19 protein-coding genes and 1 pseudogene are annotated in these 24971 nt (G+C 70.0%); 3 read left to right on the forward strand and 17 right to left on the reverse strand.

Annotated features, from left to right (window positions below; translation table 11 throughout):
* The 9 genes from MHW47_RS13860 to MHW47_RS35930 all read right to left on the reverse strand — a co-directional run.
* A partial coding sequence (locus MHW47_RS13860) for an ATP-binding cassette domain-containing protein (protein WP_239223344.1) occupies nt 1-137 on the reverse strand: 137 nt, incomplete at its 3' end.
* Between the two features lie 569 nt (nt 138-706).
* Nucleotides 707-1849 (reverse strand): acyl-CoA dehydrogenase family protein, encoded by a 1143-nt coding sequence (locus MHW47_RS13865; RefSeq protein ID WP_239223314.1) that lies wholly within the window; start codon nt 1847-1849, stop codon nt 707-709.
* Nucleotides 1843-2478 carry an acyl-CoA dehydrogenase family protein gene (locus tag MHW47_RS13870; protein ID WP_239223316.1) on the reverse strand — a complete coding sequence of 212 codons (636 nt, stop codon included), beginning with the start codon at nt 2476-2478 and terminating at the stop codon, nt 1843-1845. Before MHW47_RS13870 ends, MHW47_RS13865 begins: the two co-directional genes overlap by 7 nt.
* 2 nt (nt 2479-2480) lie before the next feature.
* Entirely contained in the window at nt 2481-3317 is an 837-nt protein-coding gene (locus MHW47_RS13875) for a 3-oxoacyl-[acyl-carrier-protein] synthase III C-terminal domain-containing protein (RefSeq protein WP_239223318.1), read from the reverse strand.
* 98 nt (nt 3318-3415) lie between these two features.
* Nucleotides 3416-4267: a hypothetical protein gene (locus MHW47_RS13880; protein ID WP_239223320.1), complete on the reverse strand. Its 852-nt coding sequence runs from the start codon at nt 4265-4267 to the stop codon at nt 3416-3418.
* Nucleotides 4268-4270: 3 nt separating this feature from the next.
* Nucleotides 4271-4534, reverse strand: coding sequence for an acyl carrier protein (locus MHW47_RS13885; RefSeq protein WP_239223322.1), 264 nt, complete (start codon nt 4532-4534; stop codon nt 4271-4273).
* A gap of 65 nt (nt 4535-4599) precedes the next feature.
* Nucleotides 4600-5862: a type III PLP-dependent enzyme gene (locus MHW47_RS13890; RefSeq protein WP_374230090.1), complete on the reverse strand. Its 1263-nt coding sequence runs from the start codon at nt 5860-5862 to the stop codon at nt 4600-4602.
* A complete protein-coding gene (locus tag MHW47_RS13895; protein WP_239223326.1) occupies nt 5862-7202 on the reverse strand; it encodes an ATP-grasp domain-containing protein in 1341 nt (446 codons plus the stop codon). Before MHW47_RS13895 ends, MHW47_RS13890 begins: the two co-directional genes overlap by 1 nt.
* Nucleotides 7199-8149 carry a 3-oxoacyl-[acyl-carrier-protein] synthase III C-terminal domain-containing protein gene (locus MHW47_RS35930; protein ID WP_239223328.1) on the reverse strand — a complete coding sequence of 317 codons (951 nt, stop codon included), beginning with the start codon at nt 8147-8149 and terminating at the stop codon, nt 7199-7201. The genes MHW47_RS13895 and MHW47_RS35930 overlap by 4 nt, the downstream gene beginning before the upstream one ends.
* 211 nt (nt 8150-8360) lie before the next feature.
* Between MHW47_RS35930 and MHW47_RS13905 the strand changes: the two genes are divergently transcribed.
* Entirely contained in the window at nt 8361-9374 is a 1014-nt protein-coding gene (locus tag MHW47_RS13905) for an LLM class flavin-dependent oxidoreductase (protein WP_239223329.1), read from the forward strand.
* Nucleotides 9371-11044 carry an NAD(P)/FAD-dependent oxidoreductase gene (locus tag MHW47_RS13910; protein ID WP_239223331.1) on the forward strand — a complete coding sequence of 558 codons (1674 nt, stop codon included), beginning with the start codon at nt 9371-9373 and terminating at the stop codon, nt 11042-11044. The genes MHW47_RS13905 and MHW47_RS13910 overlap by 4 nt, the downstream gene beginning before the upstream one ends.
* Before the next feature lie 63 nt (nt 11045-11107).
* Here the strand turns inward: MHW47_RS13910 and MHW47_RS13915 are convergent, their stop codons facing one another.
* The 4 genes from MHW47_RS13915 to MHW47_RS13930 all read right to left on the reverse strand — a co-directional run bounded on the left by MHW47_RS13915 (nt 11108) and on the right by MHW47_RS13930 (nt 15741).
* Nucleotides 11108-12463: a GH1 family beta-glucosidase gene (locus MHW47_RS13915; protein ID WP_239223346.1), complete on the reverse strand. Its 1356-nt coding sequence runs from the start codon at nt 12461-12463 to the stop codon at nt 11108-11110.
* An 86-nt stretch (nt 12464-12549) separates the two neighbouring features.
* Complete coding sequence (locus MHW47_RS13920) at nt 12550-13389, reverse strand: carbohydrate ABC transporter permease (protein WP_239223348.1); 840 nt, start codon at nt 13387-13389, stop codon at nt 12550-12552.
* Between the two features lie 37 nt (nt 13390-13426).
* The gene (locus MHW47_RS13925; protein ID WP_239223332.1) at nt 13427-14419 is read right to left on the reverse strand and encodes a carbohydrate ABC transporter permease; all 993 of its coding nucleotides are present in this window, start codon (nt 14417-14419) and stop codon (nt 13427-13429) included.
* An 11-nt stretch (nt 14420-14430) separates the two neighbouring features.
* Nucleotides 14431-15741 (reverse strand): sugar ABC transporter substrate-binding protein, encoded by a 1311-nt coding sequence (locus MHW47_RS13930; protein WP_239223334.1) that lies wholly within the window; start codon nt 15739-15741, stop codon nt 14431-14433.
* A gap of 176 nt (nt 15742-15917) precedes the next feature.
* On the opposite strand from MHW47_RS13930, the gene MHW47_RS13935 reads away from it, so the two are divergent.
* The gene (locus MHW47_RS13935) at nt 15918-17228 is read left to right on the forward strand and encodes an ROK family protein (protein ID WP_239223336.1); all 1311 of its coding nucleotides are present in this window, start codon (nt 15918-15920) and stop codon (nt 17226-17228) included.
* An 87-nt stretch (nt 17229-17315) separates the two neighbouring features.
* On the opposite strand, the gene MHW47_RS13940 is transcribed toward MHW47_RS13935, so the two are convergent.
* From MHW47_RS13940 to MHW47_RS13955, 4 genes and pseudogenes are all read right to left on the reverse strand, one after another.
* Nucleotides 17316-18644, reverse strand: a complete 1329-nt coding sequence (locus MHW47_RS13940; RefSeq protein ID WP_239223338.1) for an ABC transporter ATP-binding protein — start codon at nt 18642-18644, stop codon at nt 17316-17318.
* A 207-nt stretch (nt 18645-18851) separates the two neighbouring features.
* A complete protein-coding gene (locus MHW47_RS13945) occupies nt 18852-21284 on the reverse strand; it encodes a glycoside hydrolase family 3 C-terminal domain-containing protein (RefSeq protein WP_239223340.1) in 2433 nt (810 codons plus the stop codon).
* A gap of 169 nt (nt 21285-21453) precedes the next feature.
* On the reverse strand, nt 21454-22530 hold the full coding sequence (locus tag MHW47_RS13950; RefSeq protein WP_239223342.1) for a DUF1996 domain-containing protein: 1077 nt from the start codon (nt 22528-22530) through the stop codon (nt 21454-21456).
* A gap of 120 nt (nt 22531-22650) precedes the next feature.
* A pseudogene (locus tag MHW47_RS13955) lies at nt 22651-24841 on the reverse strand (discoidin domain-containing protein).
* Nucleotides 24842-24971: the final 130 nt, after the last annotated feature.

The raw sequence follows: 24971 nt of genomic DNA on the forward strand, positions 1-24971 counted from the left end.
GCCTCCTCCAGCTTGGCGATCATCCGGATCAGGGTCGTCTTGCCGTCGCCGTTGCGGCCGACGACGCCGATCCGGTCCCCCTCGGAGACGCCGAGGGAGACTCCGTCGAGCAGCGCCCGGGTGCCGTGCGCGTCGATCCGCCGGACCGGGACGCGGGCCGGTGCGGCGCCCCGCCCGAAGGTCAGGCGCCACGGTCCGGGCCCCCGGACCACCCGGACGGCGACGACGACCCCGGCGGGCAGGGCGGAGGCGAAGCCGTACTCGGAGTGGTCGGCGATCAGCACTGTGGCCCTGGCCCCGGGGGCGAGGGTGCGGGCGAGCAGGCCGAACACGGCGGCGCAACCGGCGGTTCCCGGGGCGTGGCTGACGCCGAACTCCTCGGTGAACTCCCAGACCGCCTCGTGCGAGACGCGGGGCAGGGGCACGGTGTGGTGCTCCTGGTCGTAGCCGGCTTGGAGCAGGATGAGCGTCTCCTCGCCGCCGGCCGGGGGGCCGAGCCGGGCGAGCGCCTCGGCCGCGAGGTCCGCGGTGCTCGTGAGCGGGGTGTCCGTCATGTACACCCCTTCCGCCGGGATGCCCAGGCGTCGCACGTGGCCGGCGACCGCGGCGAGCCGCCCCTCCCCCGCCGCGGAGATGTCCCGGAAGCACGGCGGCCCCAGGGGATCGACGGCAAGGGAGGTCGTCTCGATGGAGAGGCGGTTGCCGTTCATGCCGTGCTCCGTCTTCTGAGGTGACTCTTGGCGAGGTGCTCGCGCTGGATGTTGGTGGTTCCCTCCATGAACTCCAGTCCGCAGACGTCGCGCCGCCACTTCTCCAGCAGGGGGTGCTCCACGAGGGAGGCGGGGCCGAGCGAGCGGGCGGCCCACCGGCTCGTCTCGACGGCCTGCCGGGTCGCGCCGAGCTTGGCCAGCGAGGGCATGCGGGCGGAGTCCGGGGCCCGGTCCACGGCGACGCCCGCCGCGTACACAAGTTGTCGGCACGCCTCCAGCCGGTCGAGGACCTCGTCGGCGCCGGGGGCGGCCGGCCGGTGGGCGACGACCAGCTCGTGGAGGGCCAGGCCGGTGCCCACGGCCATCGCGGCGACCTGGGCGCGCATGTGGTGAAAGGTACGGACGGCTCCCCACAGGCCCCGGCGGGCGGGGGACTTGTGCGCGCCGAGAAGCATGTGCGGTTCTACGGACAGCCCGTCGAGGGAGATCTCGCTGAGCCGGGCGCCCCTCAGCCCCACCATGTCCAGGCTTTCGGCCCGATAGCCTGGGGCCGGTGGTTCGACGAGGGCGGCCCTGATGGACAGCGGGCCGCGTCCGGTCCGGGCGAAGACGACGCCGACGCCGCCGCGCGAGCCGTTGCCCACATACCGCTTGGTGCCGTGGAGCCTGTACAGGTCCGGGCCGTCCGGCACCAGGCGGGTCTCCATCGCGCTCGCGTCGTTGCCCCGAGCCGGTTCCGTCATGGCGAAGAAGGACCAGGTGGCACCGTCGGAGAGGCGTTCGTGGAAGCGGCGCTGCTGTTCTTCGTCGCCGAGTTCGTCCAGGAGGATTCCCGCCAGGGCTGGGCCGGGGCACGAGAGCAGCATGCCCGCGTCGCCCCGGGCGAGCTCGACGGTGGAGACGACTCGTTCCAGGCAGCTGCGCTGGTCATAGACGTGCGGACCCACCCTGAGCGGGCCCGGGCCGAAACGGTCCGGGGTGGTCGCCCGGCGGATCAGATCGAACGCCTCCAGCCGCAGGTAAGGCGTCATCCGCGACGGGTCCGCGTCGACGGCCAGGGCGTGGGTGCGGAGTTCCGCGGCGATCTCGGCACTGGCGCCCCGCAGGGCGCGCAGCCGGTCGTCCAGGGTGATCAGCACGGTGCCTCCTGCGGGGCGGCCGGAGCAGGGCGGCCGACGGAGTCCACGGGCCGGGCCACGCACACGTCGGCGAGAAGGGCGGAGACGTGGACGGCGCGGGCCGGGTGATCGGTGATGTATCCCTCGGCTCCGAAGAACATCGCGACGCGCCAGCCCAGTTCGTCCAGGCGGGCGTGCCAGGCCGCGCTGACGGCCGGCGGCGTACCGTCGTCGGCGCGTTCCAACGCGGCCGTCAGTTCCTCTGTCTCGGTGACCAGGTCGGCGATCTCTCCCGTCACGAGCTGTCGTTCAAGGATCGGTGCACCGGCGAACTCGCGCCGGCTGAGGCGTTCGACGGCCAGTTCCAGCAGGTTCGACAGCACGCCGAGACGGACCGCGGCCAGGGCCGCGGCGCGCGTCCCGGTCAGGCCGGAGCCGACCGGCCCCGCGATCCGCAGCACTTCGATGTCCTCGAGATGGACGAGGGGCAGCGGCACCGGGACGCCGTCGGCGGGGGCGGTGCGGCGGGGGACGGCGACCAGTCCGCCCGGTGCCGCCTGGTGGAGCGGGAGGCCCTCCAGCACGGCGGCGAGGCCCGCGGCCAGTCCTTTGCGGTGGCCGAGTTCGCGGCACACTGACACGTCGGGCACGTTCACTCCTTGCGTTCGATGACGACGGCCTGGAAGTAGGCGCCTTGACCCAGGGCGACCAGCACCGCCCGTCCTCCGACCGGGAGGCGGCCCGTCCGGTCGAGGTGCTCCAGTCCGAGCAGGCCGTCGATCCCGAAGACGTGGCCGTATTCCGGCAGGAGGTCCAGCACGATGCGCTCCCTGGGGAAGCCGGTGGTCCTCGCGAAGCCGCGCCAGAACATCGCGTTGTTGTGGTGCGGCAGGATCCAGTCGACGTCCGGGAGGGCGAGGCCCGCGGCCGCCACCGCGGAACGCACCACGTCCACGGCGCCGCGCTCCGTGGCCGGGCCGAAGAGGCGGCGTTCGTCGGGGTCCATGGCCATGTTGCGGTGGAAGCGGGTGTCCTTGGCGCGGGCGCCGCCCAGGTAGGCGTACCGGTCGGTGCCACGGTGGACGACGAAGGCCGCCGCGCCGTCCCCCGCGACGGTGACGCCGGGGATGATGCGTATCGCGTCGGAGACCGATCCCTGGTCTCCGCCGAGCACGAGGACGTGCTCCCCCGCCTCGCCGGGCCCGGCGAGCCAGCGGGATGCCAGGTCGATGCTGTGCAGGACGGAGGTGCAAGCGGTCTTGGTGATGCCGAGCACCGGGACGCCGGGGGCGCCCAGCCGTTCGCCGAGCCGCTGGGCGAAGCCCGCCCGGTAGGCCATGCTCTGGGCGAGAACGGTGTGGCCGTAGAGCACGAGATCGGGTCTGCGGCCGTTCAGCGCCTTGGCGCCGGCGTCGGCGAGGAGGTCCTCGAAGTCCTCGTCGCCGGTCAGGACCCGGGTGTCGCGCAGTCCGTACATCCTTTGGAACATGCGCTGTTCGGAGGCGGGGCGGCCCGCTCGTGACAGTACGTCGGCGACCGGTTCCCGGGTGAGGGGGAGACGGACGGCCACCGGTGAGAGCGTGGTGGTCATCGGTCCGGCCCGTCCCCGGGGCCGAAGCCGACGGCGTGGAGACGGCCGGCGACGGGATCGATCTCGGCCAGCAGCAGCGGTCCGGGGTGGTCCCAGAGTGACGCCGCGACGTGCCACAGGCCCGTGCAGGGCAGGGAGGCGGGCGCCGGGCGCACCTCCCCCGGCCCTTCACGGACGGGCCCCGTGGCGGCGGCCAGTTCGGGGCCGAGGACCAGGTGGTCGGCCGGGAAGAGAGCCGCCACCTCGGCCAGCGCGGCCGACGGGTCCGCGGCCTCCTCGTCCCACAGGAAGGGCGTCGGGCGGCCGCCCGACGCGGTGTGCAGCAGAACGGCGGAGTCGGCTCCGGCGGCGGCGCCGGGCAGCAGGTCCGTGAGCGGTCCAGGCCTCTGGTCGAAGATCAGGCAGGCGCCGCCGTTCAGCGCGCTCTCGTCGTGGGTGGCGGAGAGGATCCGAAGGGCGGTGAACGGCGCCCCGGCGCCCTGTCCGGACACGGAGAAGACGACGGGGTCACCGGAGCACAGGTCGGCGATGGAGCAGCCGGCAAGTTCCTTGATCGCGGGGTCCGGCAGCGCGTAGGCGAGCACCATCCGGTTCACCGGCGACAGGGGCTCGGCCAGGGTGTCGAGCAGTTCGGCGGTCATCCGTGCGTACGTGTTCTCGTTGGAGGGGGCCTCCGCGCGGCCCACGGCGCCCCGTCCGCCGGCCGCTTCGAGCAGGTCGCCCAGATAGCGGTGCTCCACGGGGTCAAGGGTGCCGCGCCGTTCGGGGAAGATCCGGCCGGCCGGGCGCGCGACGCCGAAGACGGGCCGCCGGTCCGGCAGGTGGACCGCGGTGGAGGGTGTGAGCACCGGTCAGCTCGCCTTGCCCGCGGCCGCCGTGGCCAGCACGTAGTCGGTGATGCTGCCGACGGTGGCGAAGACCTCCGGTTCCAGTTCCTCCGGGTCGATCTCCAGGCCCATGGTGTCCTCCATCACCATCAGCATCTCGATGACGCTGGTGGAGTCGAGGGCGAGGTCTTCGAACAGACGGGTCTCCTCGGTGAGCTCGGGGATCTCCTTGTCCAAGACTTCGGCAAGCGTGTCCCGGAGCTGGGCAATGGTCTTGGCACGGTTCATGGGTGCGGCTCCTCTGGGTCGTGGTGTCGGTGGGGCACGGCCGGGTGCGGCCGGCGGGGTGGGATCTACGGCCGGTACTTGGCGAGCAGGTCCTCGGTGGTGTCGCGGTCCCGGACGAGGCGGGCCCCGTCTTCCGTGACCAGCACTTCGGCCGGGTAGCCATGGCTGAGGAAGAGCACGGGGGAGGCGGACGGCCCGTACGCTCCGGAGCGCCGCACGCCGAGCAGGTCCCCCGGGGCGAGGCCGGGCAGGGCTACCTTCTTGCCGATGGTGTCGTTGGGGGTGCACAACGGTCCGGTGACCGTCCATCGGTCGACGGCGGGAACCGCCGGCGCGTCGGTCCCCCCGTCGCCCCCGCCGCGTGCGAGCAGCTCGATCGGGAAGTTGCGCTTGACGAAGGAGCCGATGCCGACGGCCGCCATGTGGTGGTGCGTGCCGCCATCGGTGACGGCGAACCACTCTCCCATGGACTCTTTCGTGTACCGGACCTCCATCAGGTAGGTTCCGGCGTCCGCGGTGAGGTAGCGGCCCGCCTCCATGATCAGTCGGGTGTCGGGGTGCGCGGCCCGGAAGGCGGCGAGCAGCGGGGTCAGCTTGTCCCGGAGGGCCTTGAGGTCGAACTCCTCCTCGCCGTCGAAGTAGGGCACTCCGAGGCCGCCGCCGATGTCCACCGCTTCGAGGCGGATGCCGAGGGCCGTGGCGACCCGTTCACTCAGGTCGAGGATGTAGGTGGTGTTGCCCACGACCACGTCCGCGTCCAGGATGCGGGTGCCCAGGTAGGCCTGGACCCCGACGACGTCGACGTGCGGGTGCCGTTCGACCAGGTCGCCGGCGGCGAGGACGGCGGCCTCGTCGATCCCGAACTGCCGAGGCTTTCCGCCCATCGTCAGCCGTGAGCCGGACACGGAGTAGGCGGGGTTGATCCGGAGCATCACCCGCTGACGCACGCCGCGACCGCCGGCCAGCCGGTCGATGGCCGCGAGTTCCTGGAAGGACTCGCAGACGATCGCGTAGAGGCCGTGGTCGACGCAGGCGGCGAGTTCCCCCTCACTCTTGCCGGGTCCGAGGAAGAGGACGTCCTCGGGCGGCGTGCCGGCGGCGAGGACGGTGGTGAGTTCGGCCAGCGAGGAGACCTCGGCCCGGGCTCCGTGGGAGCGCAGGACGCCGTAGACGGCCGGGTTCGGGTTGGACTTCAGCGAGAAGAAGACCTCGAGGTCCGGGAGGGCCTCCCGCAGTGCAGTGACCCGCCGGGCGAGGGCGTCGCCGTCGTACACGTAGGCAGGGGTGCCGAAGCGTTCGGCCAGGTCCCGCCAGTTCAAGTCGTCCATCATGCCTTCCGCGTCATCTCTACGAGTCGGTCTTCCGCCGCCAGGTGGATGTCCCGCGCCGCGGCGGCGCTGTCCGCCACGGCGATGCCGTAGAGGCGGCCCTGGCCCCGGCGCCCCTGGGCGACGGCGGCGTTGAGGGTGGAGAAGTTGTTGACGAGCAGTCCGCTGCGGGATCCTTCGTCGTACAGCAGTCCGTCCAGTGCCTCGCGCACCTCGAGGAACGTGTGCCGGCGCGTGGGCTTGAGGTCGATCACCCCGGCCAGAGCGTGCTGCCCCGGCGCGACGAACCTTTCGGCGAACCGGTTCTGGTAGGTCGCCATGTTGAACCTGGCGTTGATCTCCAGGCACGGATGCAGTCGTCCGTCGGCGCCCATCAGCGCGTCGACGCCGACCAGGCCGAAGTAGCCCTCAGCGTGAAGCCGCGCGCCGATGGTCTCGGCGCTCTCCCTCAACCGTTCCTCGGCGTTTCCGGGCAGGTCGGGCGGGAACGCATGGCCGCGGTGCACCCCGTTCTCGGTGAGGGCCCGCTTCACGGTCTCGAAACCGATGGTGCCGTCCCGCGCCAGGAGGAACTGGTAGTTGAGGTCGTAGTCCTTCTCGATCCACTCCTCGACCACCAGACGTACCGGGGCGTCCGCGCCACGCCGGGCGATCATCCGCACCAGCCGGGCGGCGCGATCGGGCGAGTCGAGGACGACCATGCCGCGCCCCGAGACGCCCAGTGACTCCTTGACCACGACGCGGCCGGCGCGGCCGAGGTGCAGCCGCAGGGCGCCGGCCAGTTCGTCCACGGTGCGGCAGGCCGTACCGGGGATGGTCGCCAGACCGGTGTCCTCGGTGAGTTCGCGGCTGTAGATTTTGCCGTTGACGCGCCTGCACACCTCGGCCGGGGGGCCCGCCAGCGGAAGCCCGGTGGCGCGGGAGAGCCGTTCCTCCCGTTCGGAGATGCCCAGAGGGGCGAGGTAGGTGCGGCCGTCGTCGAGCGCTTTCAGCGTGGCGAGAAGGTCCGGCGAGACGAGCGCGTCCTCGGTGACCGAGTGCTCGGGGGTGTTGTCGTCGACCATCAGCAGGGTGCCGTGCGCGGCGTCCAGCCCTTCGAGGTAGCCGAGGTAGTCCGGGTCGACGCGTTCTTTGAGGACCACGGCGTCGTGCGGCTCCGCGAGGAGGACGCCGACCTCCTCCATGCGGTTGACGGTCACGGCAGAGAAGGACAGGCCGCTGCCGGGGAGCTTGGGTTCGTCCGCTCCCCAGACGGCTTCAACCTCGAAGTTGTTGAGGTAGATGAAGCTCGCGCCCGGATCCCCGGTCGCCGCTTTCTTGAGCCGTTCGCTGAAGGTCATGTGCCTGATGCCCCGTCCATGCTGGTGCCTGCTTCCTCGCCCACGCGGAGGACCGCTGCCGAAAACGTCGCTCCCAGTCCGGCGGAGACCAGGAGGGCCAGATCGCCCGCGCGGAGCGATCCCGCGGTCAAGGCGCTGGAGAGATTGATGAAGGGGTCCGCGCAGAAGCAGTGGCCGAGCTCGGAGACGTTGTCCGTGAAGACACGCTCGTCGGGCACGCCCAGGGCTTTGCCGAACTGCCGGAGGAACAGGCGGTTGACGTTGTGCGGGAGGATCAGCGCGACCCGCTCCGGAGCGGTGCCGGCCCTCTCGGCGGCTTCCTCCGCCACTGCGGCGATGGTGGGTATGTACGCCTTCTCATACCGCCGCCGCGTCCCGTCCGTCATGCCGAACACGTCGTGGAATCCCCCGAGTACGCGGTACGCCACCGACAGCACCTCGTGGCCGGGGCCCTCCCCGGCCACGAGCAGGCCGGCCGCCGCTTCGCCGAGCAGGGTGGGTCCGGCGTTCCGCCGCACGAGGGGGGACAGGACCTTCTCCCCGCTGAGGAGCAGCGCGGTGCCTGAGGGGTGTTCGGCCCTCAGCAGCGACGCCGCGAGGCGCAGCATGTACAGTCCGGCCGCGCAGTTCTGGTGCGAGAGCGCGAAGCTCCGGGCGTGCGTGAGACCGAGCCCGTTCCGCAGGCGGGCCAGTAGCTCGGCGGAGTCGGGCACGGCGTGCTGCATCGTGTGGGCGTGGAGCAGATAGCGCACCTTCGTCCGGTCGCTGCCGGCCAGTGCCGCCTCGCCGGCGGCTGCCAGCAGGTCCGGGACGGAGTGCTCCGGCGCCACGGCGATCCTGCGCATGCCGAGGAAGCGCCGATGGAACTCGACCTGAGCGTCCGTCAGCTGCATCTGGTCCTGCAGTTCGGCAACGGTGAGCCGGTGCCGGGGCACAAAGGGCGCCACACGTCTGACGTACAACACTCCTGCCTCCTCCCCCCTCTTCTCGGTCCGACCAGAGTGCGATCAAGGAACGAGATCGTCCAGGCAACTCAGCGGCAGCTGGGGCCGGTTGACTTGCCGGTCCAACTGCCTGTCGGCTTCGCGGCACGCGTGCTGTCCTGAGGGGCGCGCGACGCTCCGCACGCGCGCGTCCCCGGTGAGGAGAAGAGGAACCTTGCTCAACGTCTACGCCACCTGTCCGCCTTCGTCCGGGGCCCGACCCGAGGAGTTCCGCCGCGATCTCGCCCGCTCGGCACGCTGGACGGACGACGCCGGCCTGCGGGGACTGCTGATCTTCACGGACCACGACGTCGTTGATCCGTGGGTGGCGGCCCAGATGCTGCTCCAGCAGAGCGAGCGTCTGGTGCCGCTGGTGGCGGCGCAGCCTCCGTACACACACCCCTACGCCGTGGCCCGCATGGTCAGCTCGCTGATGTTCCTGTACGGCAGACCGGTCGACCTCAACCTGATCACCGGCGGCAGCCCCTACCGCATGCGCACCATCGGAGATGCCCTGGAGCACGACGTCCGCTACGACCGGCTCGTCGAGTACGGCGAGGTGATCCGTCACCTGCTCACCTCGACGGAACCGGTGACCTACGAGGGTGACCACTACCGCGTCAACCGACTCAGCCTGTTTCCCCCCGCCGACCCGGCGCTGCTCCCCCGGTTGTTCGTGGCCGGTTCGTCCGACGCCTGCCTCGACGCGGAGCGGCGACTGGGGGTGGTGCGGCTGCGGTACCCGCGCGCCCTCCAGGAATACGAGCCCGGCTCGCCGGAGCTGCGTGGTGGTGGCCTGCGCATAGGCATCCTCGCCCGCGAAGACCACGACGAGGCGTGGCGCGTCGCGCACGGCCGCTTCCCGGACGACCCCGACGGCGAGCGGCAGTACCGGATCGCGAACCGGTTCTCGGACTCGGCCTGGATGAAGCGGCTGTCCGCGGACGCGGCAGCACAGGAAGCGGGGCCGTCACCGTACTGGATGCACCCCCTGCGCACGTCCAAGGAGTACTGCCCCTACCTGGTGGGCTCCTATGAGGAGGTGGGGGCATACCTCGCCCGCTACCTGACCATGGGAATCAACACGATCGTCCTCAACGTCCCTCACGAGGAAGCCGACCTGCACCACGCCGCCCTCGCCCTGCGCCACGCGGAGAAGCTGGCGGCCGGGACGGAGACGCGCCCGTGACGGACGACGAGAAATGGGACGTGGTCGTCGTCGGCTCCGGCATGGGCGGCCTCGTGTGCGCGGCCTATCTCGCCGCTTCCGGGCGGCGGGTCCTCGTGATCGAGCAGCATGACGTCGCGGGCGGCAACACGCACGTGTTCAGGCGCCGTCGGGCGTACGAGTTCGACGTAGGTGTGCACTATCTGGGCGACTGCGGTCCGAGTGGCTTCCTGCCTACGGTCCTCGGCGGTCTGGGACTCGGCGAGCGCATCTCCTTCCGGGAGATGGACCGGGACGGCTTTGACGAGATCATCACCCCGGGGGTGTCCCTGCACGTTCCCGCCGACTGGTCGCGGTACAGGTGCCGCCTCAAAAAGGCTCTGCCCACGGACGCGGCGGGCATCGACCTCTTCGTGGACGTGTGCGCCGCGCTGGGCGCGGAGTCGCACACCATGTCACTGACCGAGCGGAACCTCACCGCCGCCGAGCAGATACGGGAGGCCCCGGTCACCTTTGCCTGGGGGCGCCGCCCGCTGAGCGCGCTGTTCGACCACTGCGGGCTGTCGTCGACAGCCCGGACCGTACTCGCGGCGCAGTCCCCGAACTACGGGATGAGCCCATCGCGGGTGACGGTCGCCATGCACGCCAACGTCACCGACCACTACATGCGCGGGGCCTACTATCCCGAAGGGGGCGGCCAGATGCTGGCCGCGGGGCTGGTCGAGGTGCTCGAGACGCACGGCGGCCGGCTCATGACCCGGAGCAGGGTCGAGCGGATCCTCGTCGAGGACGGAAGAGCCGTCGGAGTAGGCCTCGTGGACGGCCGTCGCTTCACTGCGCCCCTCGTCGTCTCGAACGCCGACTACCGCCGAACCGTCCTCGACCTGGTGGGGGACGCCCATCTGCCCGGCCCGATGGTGAGGAAGGCGCGGGAGGCCACGATGGCCCTCCCCCTGGCCACCCTCTACGTGGCGCTCGACAGGCCCCTGCCGGAGCGGCGCAACGCCAATGTGTGGTGGTGGGGGGACGATGTCGACGCCTCGTACCAGCGAGTCATGGCGGGGGACCTCGACCCCGTACCCCTGCTGTTCATGTCCTTCGCTTCGCAACGCGACCCGGACTCCCCGCATGTGTGCCCGCCCCGCCACAGCAACTTCCAGCTGATGACGCTGTGCCCGCCGGACTACGGGTACTGGGGGGTGGAGACCGGTCCCGCGGACGGCGGGCGCTACCGCCGTGACGACGCCTACACACAAACGAAGGCTCGGCTTGCCGCGGCCATGCTGACGGCGGCCGAGGACGTTCTCGGGCCGTTCCGGAACAGCATCGTCCACCTGGAGGCCGCTTCTCCCCTGACCCAGGAGCGGTACACACGTTCCACCGGCGGAACCCCGTACGGTCTGGCCTCGTGGGGCCGTGCCGGATCCCGTCCGGACACCCGCACCACGGTCGAGGGGCTGCACGTCGTCGGTGCCTCCACCCGATACGGGACGGGGGTGACCGGCGCCGCACTGAGCGGCCTCGTCTGCGCCGGCCGGCTGCTGGGCCGCCGGCTCCTGCCCGAGATCACCGCCGGCAGGGTCTTCGGCGACCCGGGGCTGTTGCCCGAGCGCGGAGCCCGCTGGGACGCCCTGGCCGTCTCACGCGGCGCCGCACGTCGTGGAGCACGGGGCCTGGCGGGCATCGGCTGACACGGGAGACGGGCAGGGGAAAGGGGCGTGGTCGGCCGACCACGCCCCTTTTTCACCGCTCCGTCAGCCGTGCAGCTGCCGGTGGGCGCGGATCAGCTCGGCGTAGCGGCGGCCGCTGGTCTTCACGGTGCGCTTCTGGGTGGCGTAGTCGACGTGGACGAGGCCGAAGCGCTTGTCGTAGCCGTAGGCCCACTCGAAGTTGTCCAAGAGCGACCAGGCGTAGTAGCCGGCGAGCGGGGCGCCCTTGCGGACGGCGCTCGCGCAGGCGGCGAGGTGCTGTTCCAGGTAGCGGACGCGGTCGGGGTCGTGGACGGCGCCGTCGGGGCCGGTGGCGTCGGGGAAGGCCGAGCCGTTCTCGGTGACGTACAGCTCTCGGACGCCGTACTCCTCGGTGAGCCGCAGCAGCAGGCTCTCCAGACCCGCCGCCTCGATCTGCCAGTCCATCCCGGTGCGCGGCACGTCGGGGAGGCGGACCTCGCGGGCGTGCGGGACGGGGCCCTCGGGGTCGTCCTCGACGGTGACGGGGAAGTAGTAGTTGAGGCCGTGCCAGTCGAGGGGGGCGGCGATGGTCTCCAGGTCGCCCGGCTTCTCGGGGAGTTCGACTCCGTAGAGCTCGCGCATGTCGGCGGGGAAGCCCTTGCCGTACACCGGGTCGAGCCACCAGCGGTTGCTGTGGCCGTCCATGCGGGCGGCGGCCGCGAGGTCCTCGGGGCGGCCGGAGGCGGGGGCCACCGTGGAGTGGTTGGTCACGAGGCCGACGCGGGCGCCGGGGACGGCGGCCCGGACCGCGGCGGTGGTGAGGCCGTGGCCGAGGAGCAGGTGGTACGAGGCGCGGACGGCGGCCGTCAGGTCGGTGAGGCCCGGCGCCATCCGTCCCTCCAGGTGGCCGATCCAGGCGGAGCAGAGCGGCTCGTTGAGGGTCGCCCAGGTGCCGACCCGGTCGCCGAGCCGCCCGGCCACCACGGAGGCGTACGCGGCGAGGTGCTCGGCGGTCTCGCGGGAGGTCCAGCCGCCCCGGTCCTGGAGAGCCTGCGGCAGGTCCCAGTGGTAGAGGGTGACGGAGGGGGTGATGCCCGCGTCGAGGAGGCCGTCGACGAGCCGGTCGTAGAAGTCGAGTCCGGCGGTGTTGACGGGGCCGTCGCCGCCGGGGACCACCCGGGGCCAGGCGATCGACATCCGGTAGGTGCCGGCGCCGAGCTCCTTCATGAGGGCGACGTCCTCGGGCCAGCGGTGGTAGTGGTCGCAGGCGGTGTCGCCGGTGTCGCCGTTGTCGATCGCGCCGGGGACGCGGGAGAAGGTGTCCCAGATGGAAGGGGCGCGGCCGTCCTCGGCGACGGCGCCCTCGATCTGGTAGGCGGAGGTCGCCGTACCCCAGGCGAAGGAGGGCGGGAAGGCCGCCAGGTCGAGCGTGGTGCGCAGGTCGGTGGATTCGGGCACGGGGGACCCCTTCGTGATCGAAGCGGAGGCGGTGGGCGGTACGGGCGGCAGGAGAGAGGCTCGGTGCGTCACTTGACGGCACCCGCGGTGAGGCCGGCAACCAGGTAGCGCTGGAGGAGGAGGAAGCCGATGACGACGGGGACGCTCACCACGAGGGAGGCGGCCATCACCTGGTTCCAGTAGACGTCGTTGAGAGTGGAGTAGCCCTGGAGCCCGACGGAGAGCGTGCGGGTGGAGTCGTTGGTCATGACGGAGGCGAAGAGGACCTCGCCCCAGGCGGTCATGAAGGCGTAGATCGCGACGGCGATGATGCCGGGGCGGGCAGCGGGAATGATCACGCGGAAGAGCGCGCCGATCGGTCCGCAGCCGTCGACCTTCGCCGCCTCGTCCAACTCGCGCGGGATCGCGTCGAAGTAGCCGGTGAGCATCCAGACGGAGAAGGGCAGCGAGAAGGTCAGATAGGTGAGGATCAGGCCCTCGCGGGAGCCGAAGAGCGCGAGGCCGGTGGCGTTGCCGATGTTGACGTAGATGAGGAAGAGCGGCAGCAGGAAGAGGATGCCGGGGAACATCTGCGTCGACAGGACAGTGACCGTGAAGACCCGCTTGCCGCGGAAGTCGTAGCGACTGACGGCGTACGCGGCGAAGACCGCGACGATCACGGAGAAGACCGTGGCGGCGCCCGCGACGACGATCGAGTTCACGAAGTAGTCGGCGAGGGGGACCGTCTCCCAGATGTCGAAGTAGGGAGCCACGGTGAGCGTGGACGGGATCCACTCGAACTTGCCCGACACGTCCTCCAGCGGCTTCAGGGAGCTGGAGATCATCACGTACACCGGCAGCACCACGAAGGCGGTGATCAGGGTGAGGAAGATCCGTCGGCTCCACAGGAAGGACCGGGGCGGGGCCATCGGGGAGCGCGGGGAGCGGGCGCGCGCGTGGGCGGCGTCAGACACGGGAGGTCTTCCTTCCGCGAGTGGTGAGCAGGAGGTAGACGCCGGTGACGACGAGGAGGAAGAGCAGCAGGAGCACGGACATGGCCGAGCCGGTGCCGAAGTTCCACGTCCGGAAGGACGCCTGGTAGATGTGGAGCGAGATGAGGTCCGCCGCCTCCGGGGCCGCCTTGCCGAAGAGCACGAACGGCGTGTTGAAGTCGTTGAAGGTCCACAGGAAGAGGACGAGGACGAGGACCTGGTTGACGGGCCGCAGGGACGGCAGGGTGATGTGCCGGATCTGCTTCCAGATGCCCGCCCCGTCGAGGGCGGCGGCCTCGTACATGTCCCGGGGGATGTTCTGGAGGGCCGCCATGACCGTGAGGAAGGCGAACGGCCAGCCCTTCCACACGGAGACGACGAGCAGCGCCCAGAAGCTGTTGTCCCCGATGAGCCAGAAGGCGGGGCTGTCGCCGATGCCGAGCTGGTCGTGGAGGACGTGATTGACGACGCCGTTGTCCCGCTGGAACATGAACGCCCAGGTGATGACGGCGGCGTAGACCGGCAGCGCATACGGGACGAGGAAGAGGGTGCGCAGAATGCCCCGGCCCCGGAAGTGCTCCTGGAGGAAGACAGCTGCGGCGGTGCCGAGAAGCCAGCACAGGCCGACAGAGAGCACGGTGAACATGCACGTCGTCAGGAAGGACTTCAGGAGCGCCTGGCCGGCCGGGGCGTCGAAGTCGATGGCGACGGAGAAGTTGTCCAGTCCGGACCAGGGGGCTTCGGACCAGTTGCTGATGTAGAACTGCGTGAGTTCTCGGAAGCTCATGGTGATGCCCATGAGCATGGGAATGAGGTGCACGAGGAGTTCGAGCACCACGGCGGGCAGGAGCAGGACGTAGGGCAGTGCGATGCGGCGGCGCCCGGAGCGGCGCGGGGTGCGCGCCCCTCCGGGTGTGGCCTTGCGCACCGCCGGCTCCCGCTCGGGGGTGACGGCGGTATTGGTCATGGTGCTGGTGCCTACTTCTTCGGCATCTGCTGCTGGGCCGCCTCGAGCTTGGCCTTGACGGACTCGGTCGTGACGGGCCGGCCGGCGGCGGCCTCGGCGAACAGCTCCTTGACCGCGGTGCCGACGACGGTCTCGAACTGGGACTCCTCCGGGACCTGCGGGAGGGCGGCGGCGCTGGAGGCCAGGGTGTCGCGCAGGACCTTCAGGGCGGGACTGTCGAAGGCGGGGTCGCTCTGGGCGGTCTTGACCGGCGGGATGGAGCCGTAGGTCTTGTTGAGGTGGACCTGCTCCTGGTCGCTGGTCATGAACTTGACGAACTTCAGGGCGCCGTTGAGGTTCTTGGTGTTCTTGAAGACGGCCATGTTGATGCCGGCGACCATCGAGTTGGTCTGGGCGCCCGCACCGGGCTTGCCCGAGAGGACAGGGGCGGGAACGACGCCCCACTCGTCGTCGTTCATGCCCTGGGACTTGAACGTGGCGGAGGCACTCTGCCACAGGACCATGCCGGTCTTGTCCTTGGAGAAGTCGCTGAGCGACTGGTTCTGGGAGTACTCGGCGTTGCCCGGCGCAACGATCTTGTGGGTGGCCATGAGGTCGACGTACTGCTTGACCGCGGTCACTGCGGCGTCGGAGGTGAAGTCGGCCTTGCCGTCGGCCGTGAAGAAGTCGGCACCGTTCTGCTTGCCGAGGACGAAGACCTGGTGGATGTTGTTGGACAGGTTGGAGCCCTCGACGCCGATGCCCCACTTGCCGTCCTTGCGGAGCTTCTTACCGGCGGCGATCACCTCGTCCCAGGTGGTCGGCGGCTGGGCGATGCCCGCGTCCTTGAACATCTTCTTGTTGTAGTAGAGCCCGTAGGCCATCGAGTAGAGCGGGACGGCGGCCGGGTCCTGGCTCTGAACGCCGGTGGAGCCGAGGGCCGACTCGACGAAGCGGTCCTTGCCGCCGATCGCCTCGAAGTTCTTCGCGTCGAAGGGGAGCAGGGCGCCGGTGGACTGGAGGGAGGCGCTCCAGGTGTTGCCGATGTTGAGGACGTCCGGGCCCTGGCCGGAGGTGGTGGCGGTGAGGATCCGGTTGAGCAGGTCGGCCCAGGGCACGACCTCCAGCTTCACCTTGATCCCGGTCTCCTTCTCGAACTTGTCGAGCTCGGGCTGCAGGACCTTCTTGTCCACCTCGATGCTGGCGCCCTGATTGGAGGCCCAGTAGGTCAGCGTCTTGGGCTTCTCGTTGGATCCGGAGCCGCTGGAACCGCCGCAGGCGGTCACGGTGAGGGCGAGGGAGAGGGTGGCAGCACCGACGGCGGCGACTCTGATTCTGCGCATGATCCTTGAGTCCCTTTCAGGGAGGTGGAAGCCAAGACGGAGGGGGTGACGTCCCACGCTGAACCCCACCTGACCTCTCGGCTTAATTTAGGATGTGAGTTAAACCTCGGAAGAAGGTCGCGTCAAGAGCATCGCGGCGGTATCTTGCAATCAAGGCCTAGGGAAGAGGGTGTCCAGTGAGTGTGCGCAGCGGTCGTACAGTGCGTGACCTGCGACGAGAGAACCGCAGTGCGGTATTGCAACGGTTGTATTTCGACGGCCCGCTGAGCCGCCTGGCACTCGGCCCGGTCACGCATCTGAGCTCGGGATCTGTGAGCAACGTGGTGGCAGATCTGCTGGCCGAGGGCCTGGTCGAGGAGGCGGGCAGCGTGGACTCCGCCGGCGGCCGACCCCGCACGCTCTTGCGGATCCGCCAGGACAGCGCCTACATGATCGGCGTCGACATCGGCGAGACACGGGTCAGGATCGAGCTGTTCGATGTGGCCCTCACCGAGCTCGCGCGCGTCGAGTCGCCTCTTGGCGTCAACGGGCCCCGAAGAGAGGACCGCTACGACGTCGGGGACATCGTCGCCCGCGTCCGTGACGGGATCGAGGAGGTCGTCCGGCGAGCGGGGATCGATCCCGTGCAGCTGCTGGGAGTGGGCGTGGGCGTTCCTGGCATCGTGGCGAGGACGCCGCAAGACGGTGCGGTGGTGCATGGGCAGACGATCAACTGGGACGCCGTGCCGCTGGAGCGGTTGTTGCGGGAGTCCGTGTCACTGCCGGAGTCGGTGTCCTACTTCATCGAGAACGGGGCCAGGACCCTCGGCCAGGCGGAGATGTGGTTCGGCGCCGGGCGGGGGGCGAGCAGTGCCGTCGTCGTGCTGTTCGGCTCGGGAGTCGGCGCATGCGTCGTCAGCGACGACCTGCGTCCCGGCCGGGCCGTGGAGTGGGGACATCTGAAGGTGCAGGTCCGGGGGCGTCGCTGCCGCTGCGGGGCCCGAGGGTGCCTTGAGGCGTACGCCGGCGCCGAAGCCCTCTTGGAACGCTGGCGCGAAGCCGGCGGTCAGCCGCCGATCGACGCCGAAGAGGAAACCGCGCTGACCGCTTTCCTGGCCGCAGCCTACCCGGACGACCCAGAGGCGGAGGCCGACGCGACCGCCCTCGCCGTCCTGGAGGAGACCGCAGAGTACCTGGGCGCCGGGTTCTCGGACCTGATCAACCTGCTCCAGCCCGAGCGCATCCTCGTCGGCGGCTGGGCGGGGCTCCAGCTGGGCTCCCGGTTCCTCGACAGCGTCACGAGGTACGCGACCGCATACGCCCTGTCCTATCCCGCCTCTCACGTGCAGATCGGGCTCGGCACTCTCGGCCCCGATGCCGTCACGGTGGGCGCCGCGATCCTGCCGCTCGCCGACTTCTTCACGCATGGAGGCCGCCGGGCCCCCGTGGAGGTCGAAGAACGCGTACCCGCCTGGCAGACCACGGTCAGGCAGCGGGCCGCGCACTGAGAGCGTTGCCCGACTCAGCCTTGGCGGGCCTCCCCGTCCGCCTCGGCAAGGCAGCGAGCGCAGCCGCGCCCACCGGTATTCGTCGCGTCAGTACAGCCCCACCCCGCCCTCTGGTGCCGGGCAGATCCTCAGGCCCTGGTGATCAAACACGTAGAGCTGCGCCAGGTCGACCAGGAGCGGCACATGCGCCCCGCTCCTCACCTGCCTCTGCGGGCTCGTCCGCACGACGAGGTCGCTGCGCACCATGCTCCTCCGCTCTTGCACCGGGGGCACGGCGGACTCGACCGCCGCGGCCGAAGACCTGCCCCTCAACGCCGCCGACAGTGCCGCCGCCCGTCCGACGCCCCACTGCCGCCCGATCCGCCGGTACGAACCGGTGGCCCGGGGATGGGCGATCTCCAGATCGGGAACAACCGCCGGCCGCGAACCCGTGTCCAGGTGTACGAGCACCTCATGGCCCTGGAACTCGACATGGTCCACGACCCCCGACAAAGCAGCCTCGCCCGGTCTCGCCTGGCTGGGGGGAGCAATGCGCACGGCCTCCGAACGCAGCCCTACGGTGACCCGGCGTCCCTGCTGAAGCCGCAACAGCTGGTGTTCCGTGCTCAAGGGCTCGGGCAGCACCAAGGACTGGCCGCCGAGGTCCAGCGTCATCGAGGCGTCGAGCGGAGCGTGCACGACCGCTTCGAGGAGGCTGATGCGCGGCGTACCGACGAATGCCGCGACAAAGACGTTCACCGGCCTTGTGTACAGCTCTTCGGGTCGGCTGACCTGCTGCAGCACACCGTCACGCATGACCGCGACCTGGTCGCCGAGAGACATGGCCTCGGACTGGTCATGGGTCACGTAGACGGTAGTCACGCCCATTTCTCGGGTGAGCGAGGCGATCTCGGCTCTCAAGTGTTCACGAAGCTTGGCGTCAAGGTTCGACAACGGCTCGTCGAACAGGAAGACCGAGGGGTGCCGGGATATCGCCCTGCCCATCGCCACTCTCTGGCGCTCCCCACCAGAAAGCTGTCCGGGAAGCCGCTCAAGCAGATCCTCGATGGCGAGCATACGGGCCGTCGTCTCGACCTGCGGCCCGTGGTCCGCGGCAGGATCTCTCAGCTTCAAGGGAAACCCGATGTTCTCCCTCGTGGTCATGGACGGGTAGAGCGCGAAGTTCTGGAACACCATCGCGGTGTCCCGCTGATGCGGGGGAACTTCATTGGCGTAAACGCCGTCCAGGAGCAACTCCCCCTCGCTGATGTCCTCAAGGCCGGCGATCATGCGCAGCACTGTGGATTTTCCGCATCCGGACGGCCCCAGCAGGACCAGGAACCCTCCCGGCTCAACCGTCAGCGAGATGCGGTGGACCGCATAGGAGTTGCGATCGTACTTCTTACTCACATCGCGCAAGGAAATGGCACGGCTCATGACATCCACCTGAAATAGAGGCGTAAACGACAGAAGCCGAAAGTAGCTCATTACAGGCTGCCAGGGAATAGGAATCGAGTTACAGAAAAGCAGCACCGAGGGACCATTCAAGAAAGTCGGGCCGCCTCGCCTGGACCACGCCCCGGGAACCAATTTCCTTCGCGTTGCGGGCTCTGGATTATCCCTTGTCCGCCTCTTGTCGGCCGTTTACCCCGGTTCACTCACGGCTGTTTCCCCCGTCCACTCCATGGCCCCCGCCGAACGCCCCACCATGAGCTGGTACATCCCAGCCTCCGTTCGCCATCCGGCCTCTTCAGGACACCAGTGCTGCAGCACGCACGGTGGCACGGTCACTTCGACGACCGCCTTTCGTCCCGGATCTGCACGTGCGGTCGCATACCCCGCAAGCCACTGTGCCGGGCGCTCCACAGCCGATCCCGGGCGTGCAACGTAGACCTGCACGACCTCTCGCCCAGGGCGCTCGCCCACATTGCGCAGTGTGACCCGGACAGTGAAGGGCTCGCCCTTCCTGATCCGCTTCGGAGCGTCCACTCGCTCGTACTCCCAAGTGGTGTACCCCAGACCGTGCCCGAACCAGTAAGCAGGGCTGCTCCCCTCGCGCAGCCAGGCGCGATAGCCGATGTGCAGTCCTTCGGCGTAATCCAGCCGGCCTTCGACCGGTTGAGTGCTCGTGACAGGCGCATCCACGAGAGACGCCGCCCACGTCGTGGGGAGCCTGCCTCCGGGCTCGGCGTAACCGAAGATGACATCGGCGAGACCAGCGCCGGCTTCCTGGCCCGGGAACCATGCGAGAAGCAGGGCGCCCACCTCGTCGCGCCAAGGGAGTTCCACGGGACCCCCGCTGTTGGCGACAGCGACGGTTCGGGAGTTCACGGCAGCGACCGCGCGGACGAGGTCATCCTGAAGGTGACCGAGGGACAGGTCTGTCCGATCGCACCCTTCCGTCTCGCTGTGCTCTGTCGTCCCGACGACGACGATGACGGCATCCGCGCGACGGGCCGCTTCCACGGCTTCCTTCAGGGCGGCCTCGCTGTCCCGCTCCGGTGGGGCGGCAGCGACGATGGTCGCACGGCCCGCGCCGGGGATCAGCTCCCGGCGTGCGACGAGGCGAACGACGCGATCCTTGACCAAGTGGGTCCGGACGGTCTGCAGGGGTGGGGCAACATGCACGATCGCCGGGTCGTCGGTGTCGCGGGGGTACAGGCCGTCAAGGACAGTGTCCCCGTCGATGCTGAGAGTCATCCTGCCGAAGCCACCGATACCGATGGTCCACGTGCCGGTGGCCTCGGGACGCAGCAGTGCGCTGATCTCCACGGTGTGGGCTCCAGCGGGCAGGTCGGGTTCGAGCTGCCTACCCGACAGGCGCCGTTCGGCCATCAGTTCGCGCCCATGGACGTCAAGGCAGCGCAGCAGCACTCCGGGCTCATTCGACCTGGGGTCCTTGCACCTGCCGGGGGTCAGCGGGGAGGGCGGCAGGCTCAACGAGGGTCCTGGAGCGTAGAGCACCCGACCTCGGCCACGCATCCTCACCCGGATGCTGTCGAGAGGGGTGACGACCCCGTCGGGGAGCACGCCGACACTGCCTCCCCCCTGGACCCGGGGCTCAGCAGCATGCTCGCCTATGACGGCGATCGTCGCCAAGGCATTCCGGTCCAGGGGCAGGACGTTCTCGTTGCGCACCAGAACCGTTCCGGCGGCTACTGCTCGACGCAGCAGCTGCCGGACGGCTGTGGATGACATCAGCGGGCGACGACGAGTGGGCTTCTCCAGCGCGCCGACGCGGTCCGCGAGCCTGAGGAGGCGACGCACCTTGTCGTTGAGGGTCGCTTCGGTGATACGGCCGTCCTCCACGGCTTGGACGAGAATGGCCGACCAGGGACTGTTGGGGCCTGGCATCGCGAGGTCGAGGGCGGCACGGGCGGATTCCTCGGTGCTGCGGACCGCGGCCCAGCCCGAAACGGCGACCCCGTCGAACCCCCATTCGCTTTTGAGCGGTTCGGCGAGGAGCGGGTGGGCGGTCATGGTGGTGCCGTCCACGCTGTTGTATCCAGCCATGACCAGCCACGCACCGGCTTCCACGGCTGCGGCGAAAGGCGCGAGGTACACCTCACGCAGCGTCCGCTCAGAGAGGCGGACGTCGACATGGAGTCGGTCGGTCTCGGAGTCGTTGGCGACAAAGTGCTTGGCCGTGGCAGCCACGCCGTGGGCCTGAATACCTCGGATCAGCGCTGCACCGGTCCGGGCGGTGAGCGCGGGATCCTCCGAGTAGCACTCGAAGTGCCGGCCTCCCAGCGGAGTGCGATGAAGATTCAAGGTGGGTGCGAGCACGACGTCGACGCCCTTGCGTACGGCCTCCGAGGCGAGCAGGGTTCCCAGGTCCTGCAGCAGCTGATCGTTCCAGGTCGCTCCCAGAGCCGAGGCGGAGGGCAGCAACGCGGATGTGCGTCGCTCGTCCCATGCCTCGCCCCGCACACCCGCCGGTCCGTCGGAGAAGACCATCTGCCTGAGGCCGATCGCTTCCTCAGCGGCCGTCCGCCAGGTGGTGGAGCCGGTGAGCAGACGCACTTTCTGTGCCAAGCTCAGCTTGTCGACCAGACGGTCCAGCATCTCGTCACGCATCACAGCCCACTTGTTCGTTCCTTCGTCTCTTTCTCGGGATGACCTGTCGTCCGCTGCTCGTCTTGCGTGCTCCAGCACGCTCGAAGGCGTGCTGGAGCACGGAAAACAGGGGCAACGGCCCGACCGCTTCCTCAAAGCGGTCGGACCGTGTAGCGGACAACCGGCCGTGTCAGGGCAGGCGGTGGTCGGCGTCCAGCACCGCGCCGCGCTCGGGGCGGTAGAGGTCGAAGCCCCGGGTGTCGCACTGGAGGCCGCCGTTGATGCAGTGGTCGACCAGGGCCTTGAGGGTGCGCTCCTCCCACGCGTTGAAGAAGTCGTAGTGGAAGGAGTAGCCGCGGCCGCTGGCGAGGCGGACCCGGCTCATGTCGCCGTTGACCGGCCACGCCATCTTGAACTCGATCATCGGCAGCGCGACCGGGTGGGAGGCCGGGCACATGTTGTCGTTGGTGCCGGGCTTCACGACCGGGTACGCCATGTGGCTCTTGTGGTCGGGGGTGTCGAGGTGCAGGCCGTTCCAGCAGCTGGGCGCCTGCATGCGCAGGTTGAGCTGGACGTCCGGCCGGCTGGGACAGTTCGCCGGGATGTCCGTGTTGAAGAAGCTGTCACCGCACTCCCAGCCCTCGACGAAGCCCTTGTGGGCGCGGAACTCCTGCTCGGTCTGCATCGGGTTGCCGACGACGAACCGCAGCCCCTTCGGGAAGGGACGCACGCTGCGGTAGTCGGTGACGCCGGCCTTGTAGTAGATGACCTGCGGGCCGACGGGCAGGATCTTCTGGTCGCCGTTGTACAGCGAGGGCATCCAGTACGCCGAGGCGTCCGCGGGTGCCTTGCAGGTGGTGGTGCCTCCGTAGAGGGAGGCGGTGGTGCTCGCGGCGTTCGTGGAGGTGTTGCCCATGAACGTGTGGTCGTGGGACTTGCCGAACTGGCCCGGATAGACGATCGGGTCGTCGGGCGCGGTGTGGGTGACGGAGCAGCCGGCCTGGAACTCGTGGTGGTAGGCCGGGGGCGGGGTGTCCGTGGACGGGGTGACGCCGGTGACCGGCGGGACGGCGGGGATGTATCCGTCTCCGTCGGCGTCGTCGCCCGACGCCTGGGTGGAGGCGGCCATCTGGTGCCCGACGTGATCGGTGGGCGGAATGCCGGCGGCCCGGTCGGTGGCCTGGGCCATCGTACCGAAGCCGAGGGCGCCGGCGATGAGGGCCGTACTGACGAGAAGTACCGAGAGCCGCTTCGGACTCGATCTCATGGGGGTCTCCTGCCCGTGGGGGGAGGTCGCGTGAACGCGAAGCGCCACGCGTCGGTGGGTGTGGACGGTTTTCGCCTCGTGCGGTGGTGCGGGGGTGATGAAGCCGAGCGGCGGGCCCCGTCACCCCTGTTCAGGGGTCCGGCGTCGTCGGTTGTGGACGCCGAACTCGTGGAGGGAGCAACCCCAGCCGGTGCCGCGGGCGGTCAGCTGGAGCTTGACGTACCGGGCGGTGGTGGCGGTCGCGACGGTGTCGATGTCCCCGTTGCCGGTGGTGGCGGTGTGGACGGTGCGCCAGGTGTTGCCGTCGTCGGAGACCTGGACCTCTCAGGACTTGGCGTAGGCGGGGTTCCGGACGAGCTGGAGGGTGCGGATCGGGCTTGGCCGAGCCGAGGTCGACCTGGATCCACTGCGGGTCGGCCCAGTCGCCGGCCCAGGGGGTGTTCGGGTCGCCGTCGGTGGCGGCGTTGCCGCCGGGCAGGGGCAGTCGCCGTCAGGACGCCTGGAAGGAGGTGGAGGCGGTGGTGGGGCTGCCCTGGGCGATGTTCGTGCCGCTGACGGGCGGGGCGACGACCCTCATCGACTTCGTCTCGATGCCGGCGTTGCCGCGGCCGTCCTCGGCCTGGACGTACACCTTCCACACGCCGAGCTTCTCGGGGGCGGTGACGGTGAGGGAGCCGTCGGCGTTGCGGCGGTGCGGGGTCTCCAGGAGGCGCTTGTCGCCGTTGGCGTAGTTGCCGCTGAGGAAGACCTTGGTGGTGACGGGGTCGCCGTCGGGGTCGCGGACGTCGGCGCGGATCGTGAACTCGCCGCCGGCCGGGGCGGATCCGGACGGGGTGACGGTCATGTTGGTGATGACGGGCGGGGTGTTGTCGCCGGTGGTGCCGCCCGTGTACGCCTTCTTCAGGGCGTAGTAGGAGAGCCGCTTGAGGCCGTCCGGCAGGAGGTTGAACCAGACGCCGCCGAAGTCGTGCTCGGTGCCGTAGTGGAAGACGGTGGCGCCCAGCGCGACGCCCCGGTGTCCGGTGACACAGCCCCAGGCCCGGGTGTAGCCCTCGGCCTTTTGCACGTCGGTGGGTTCGTCGGCGACGCCGTTGGCGTCCTTGGGGGTCTCCCACTCCCCCGCCGGGCCGGTCTCGGTGATGAGGTACGGCTTGGTGTAGCCGCCCTGTTCCCAGTCCTCGCGCACCCCGCACAGGTCCCCGTAGGCGTTCATCGAGTACAGGTCGAGGTCGGGGGCGTTGCGCTTGTAGTAGGGCCAGGCGCCGGTCCACGCGTCCGTCGAGGTGACGGGGTGGTCGGGGTCGATGGTGTGGATCTTCCTGGCGACGTCGTTGACGAAGCTCGTGTAGGCGTTGCGCTGGGCTTCGAGTTCGGTGCCGGAGTAGCAGTTCTGGAGTCCGAGGACGGACTCGTTGCCGACGTTCCACATGAGGGTCGCCGGGTGGGACTTGTACTCCTCGACCCACTTCGCGAACTCGTTCAGCATGTTCGTCTTGTACGTCGTGTCGGTGACGTAGTTCGCGCAGCCGCCGGAGCCGGGGCCGCCGCCGGGCTGGAGCCAGAAGCCGTTCACGACCCGGATGCCCTGGGCGGCGGCCGCGTCGAGGAGCGGCTTGGTGGAGCCGTCGGTGCCCCAGGTGCGGATGGTGTTGACGCCCAGCGACTTCACGTCGGGCATGTAGCGGCCCGCGTCGGCGACGGCCGGGCCCCAGGTGACGCCCTTGACGGTGTACGGCTGGCCGCCGACGGTCAGCTGCCAGTTGCCCTGGCTCCCGGTGACGCGGACGGCGCCGCCGGTCTGGGGCGGGGTGCCGCCCTCCTCGCCGTAGACCTTGAACTCCCAGAGGGAGAGGCCGTATCCGCCGGAGCGGCTGACGCCGTGGAGCCGGACGTGGCGGCCGGTGCCGGAGACGGCGATCTCGTCGGTGCCGCCGTCGGCGCCGGTTACGGACTTCACGGTGCGCCAGTCCGTGCCGTTGTCGGAGAGCTGGATGTCGTACGCGGTGGCGTGGGCGGCCTCCCAGTTCAGCACGATCCGGCTGACGGTGGCGGTGCGGCCGAGGTCGACCTGGATCCACTGGCCGTCGCTCCACTGGCTGGCCCAGCGGGTGCCGGGGTCGCCGTCGACGGCGGCGGAGGCGGGGAAGCCGGCGCCTTCGGTGGAGGAGGCGGTGGCCGTCCGTCCCTGGGAGAGCAGGGTCTCGGCCGCGGAGGCGGGGGCCGCTGTGAGGGTGGTGAGGGAGGTCGCGAGCAGGGCCCCGAGCGAGACGATCGAGGCGGCGGTGCGGGTCGCGGGGTGGTGCGCGGTCATGGCGGCTCCAGGACGGACGCGGTGGGGGGGAGAAGGAGATGGTGGTGCCCTTCCGGGTGGCACAGCGGGACGGGGTGCCACCCGGAAGGGGTCGGGGGCCGGGGCGCGGCGGGGGCCGCGCCCCCGCGGG

The sequence above is a fragment of the Streptomyces sp. OfavH-34-F genome (genome assembly GCF_022347745.1).
Classification (GTDB): Bacteria; Actinomycetota; Actinomycetes; order Streptomycetales; family Streptomycetaceae; genus Streptomyces.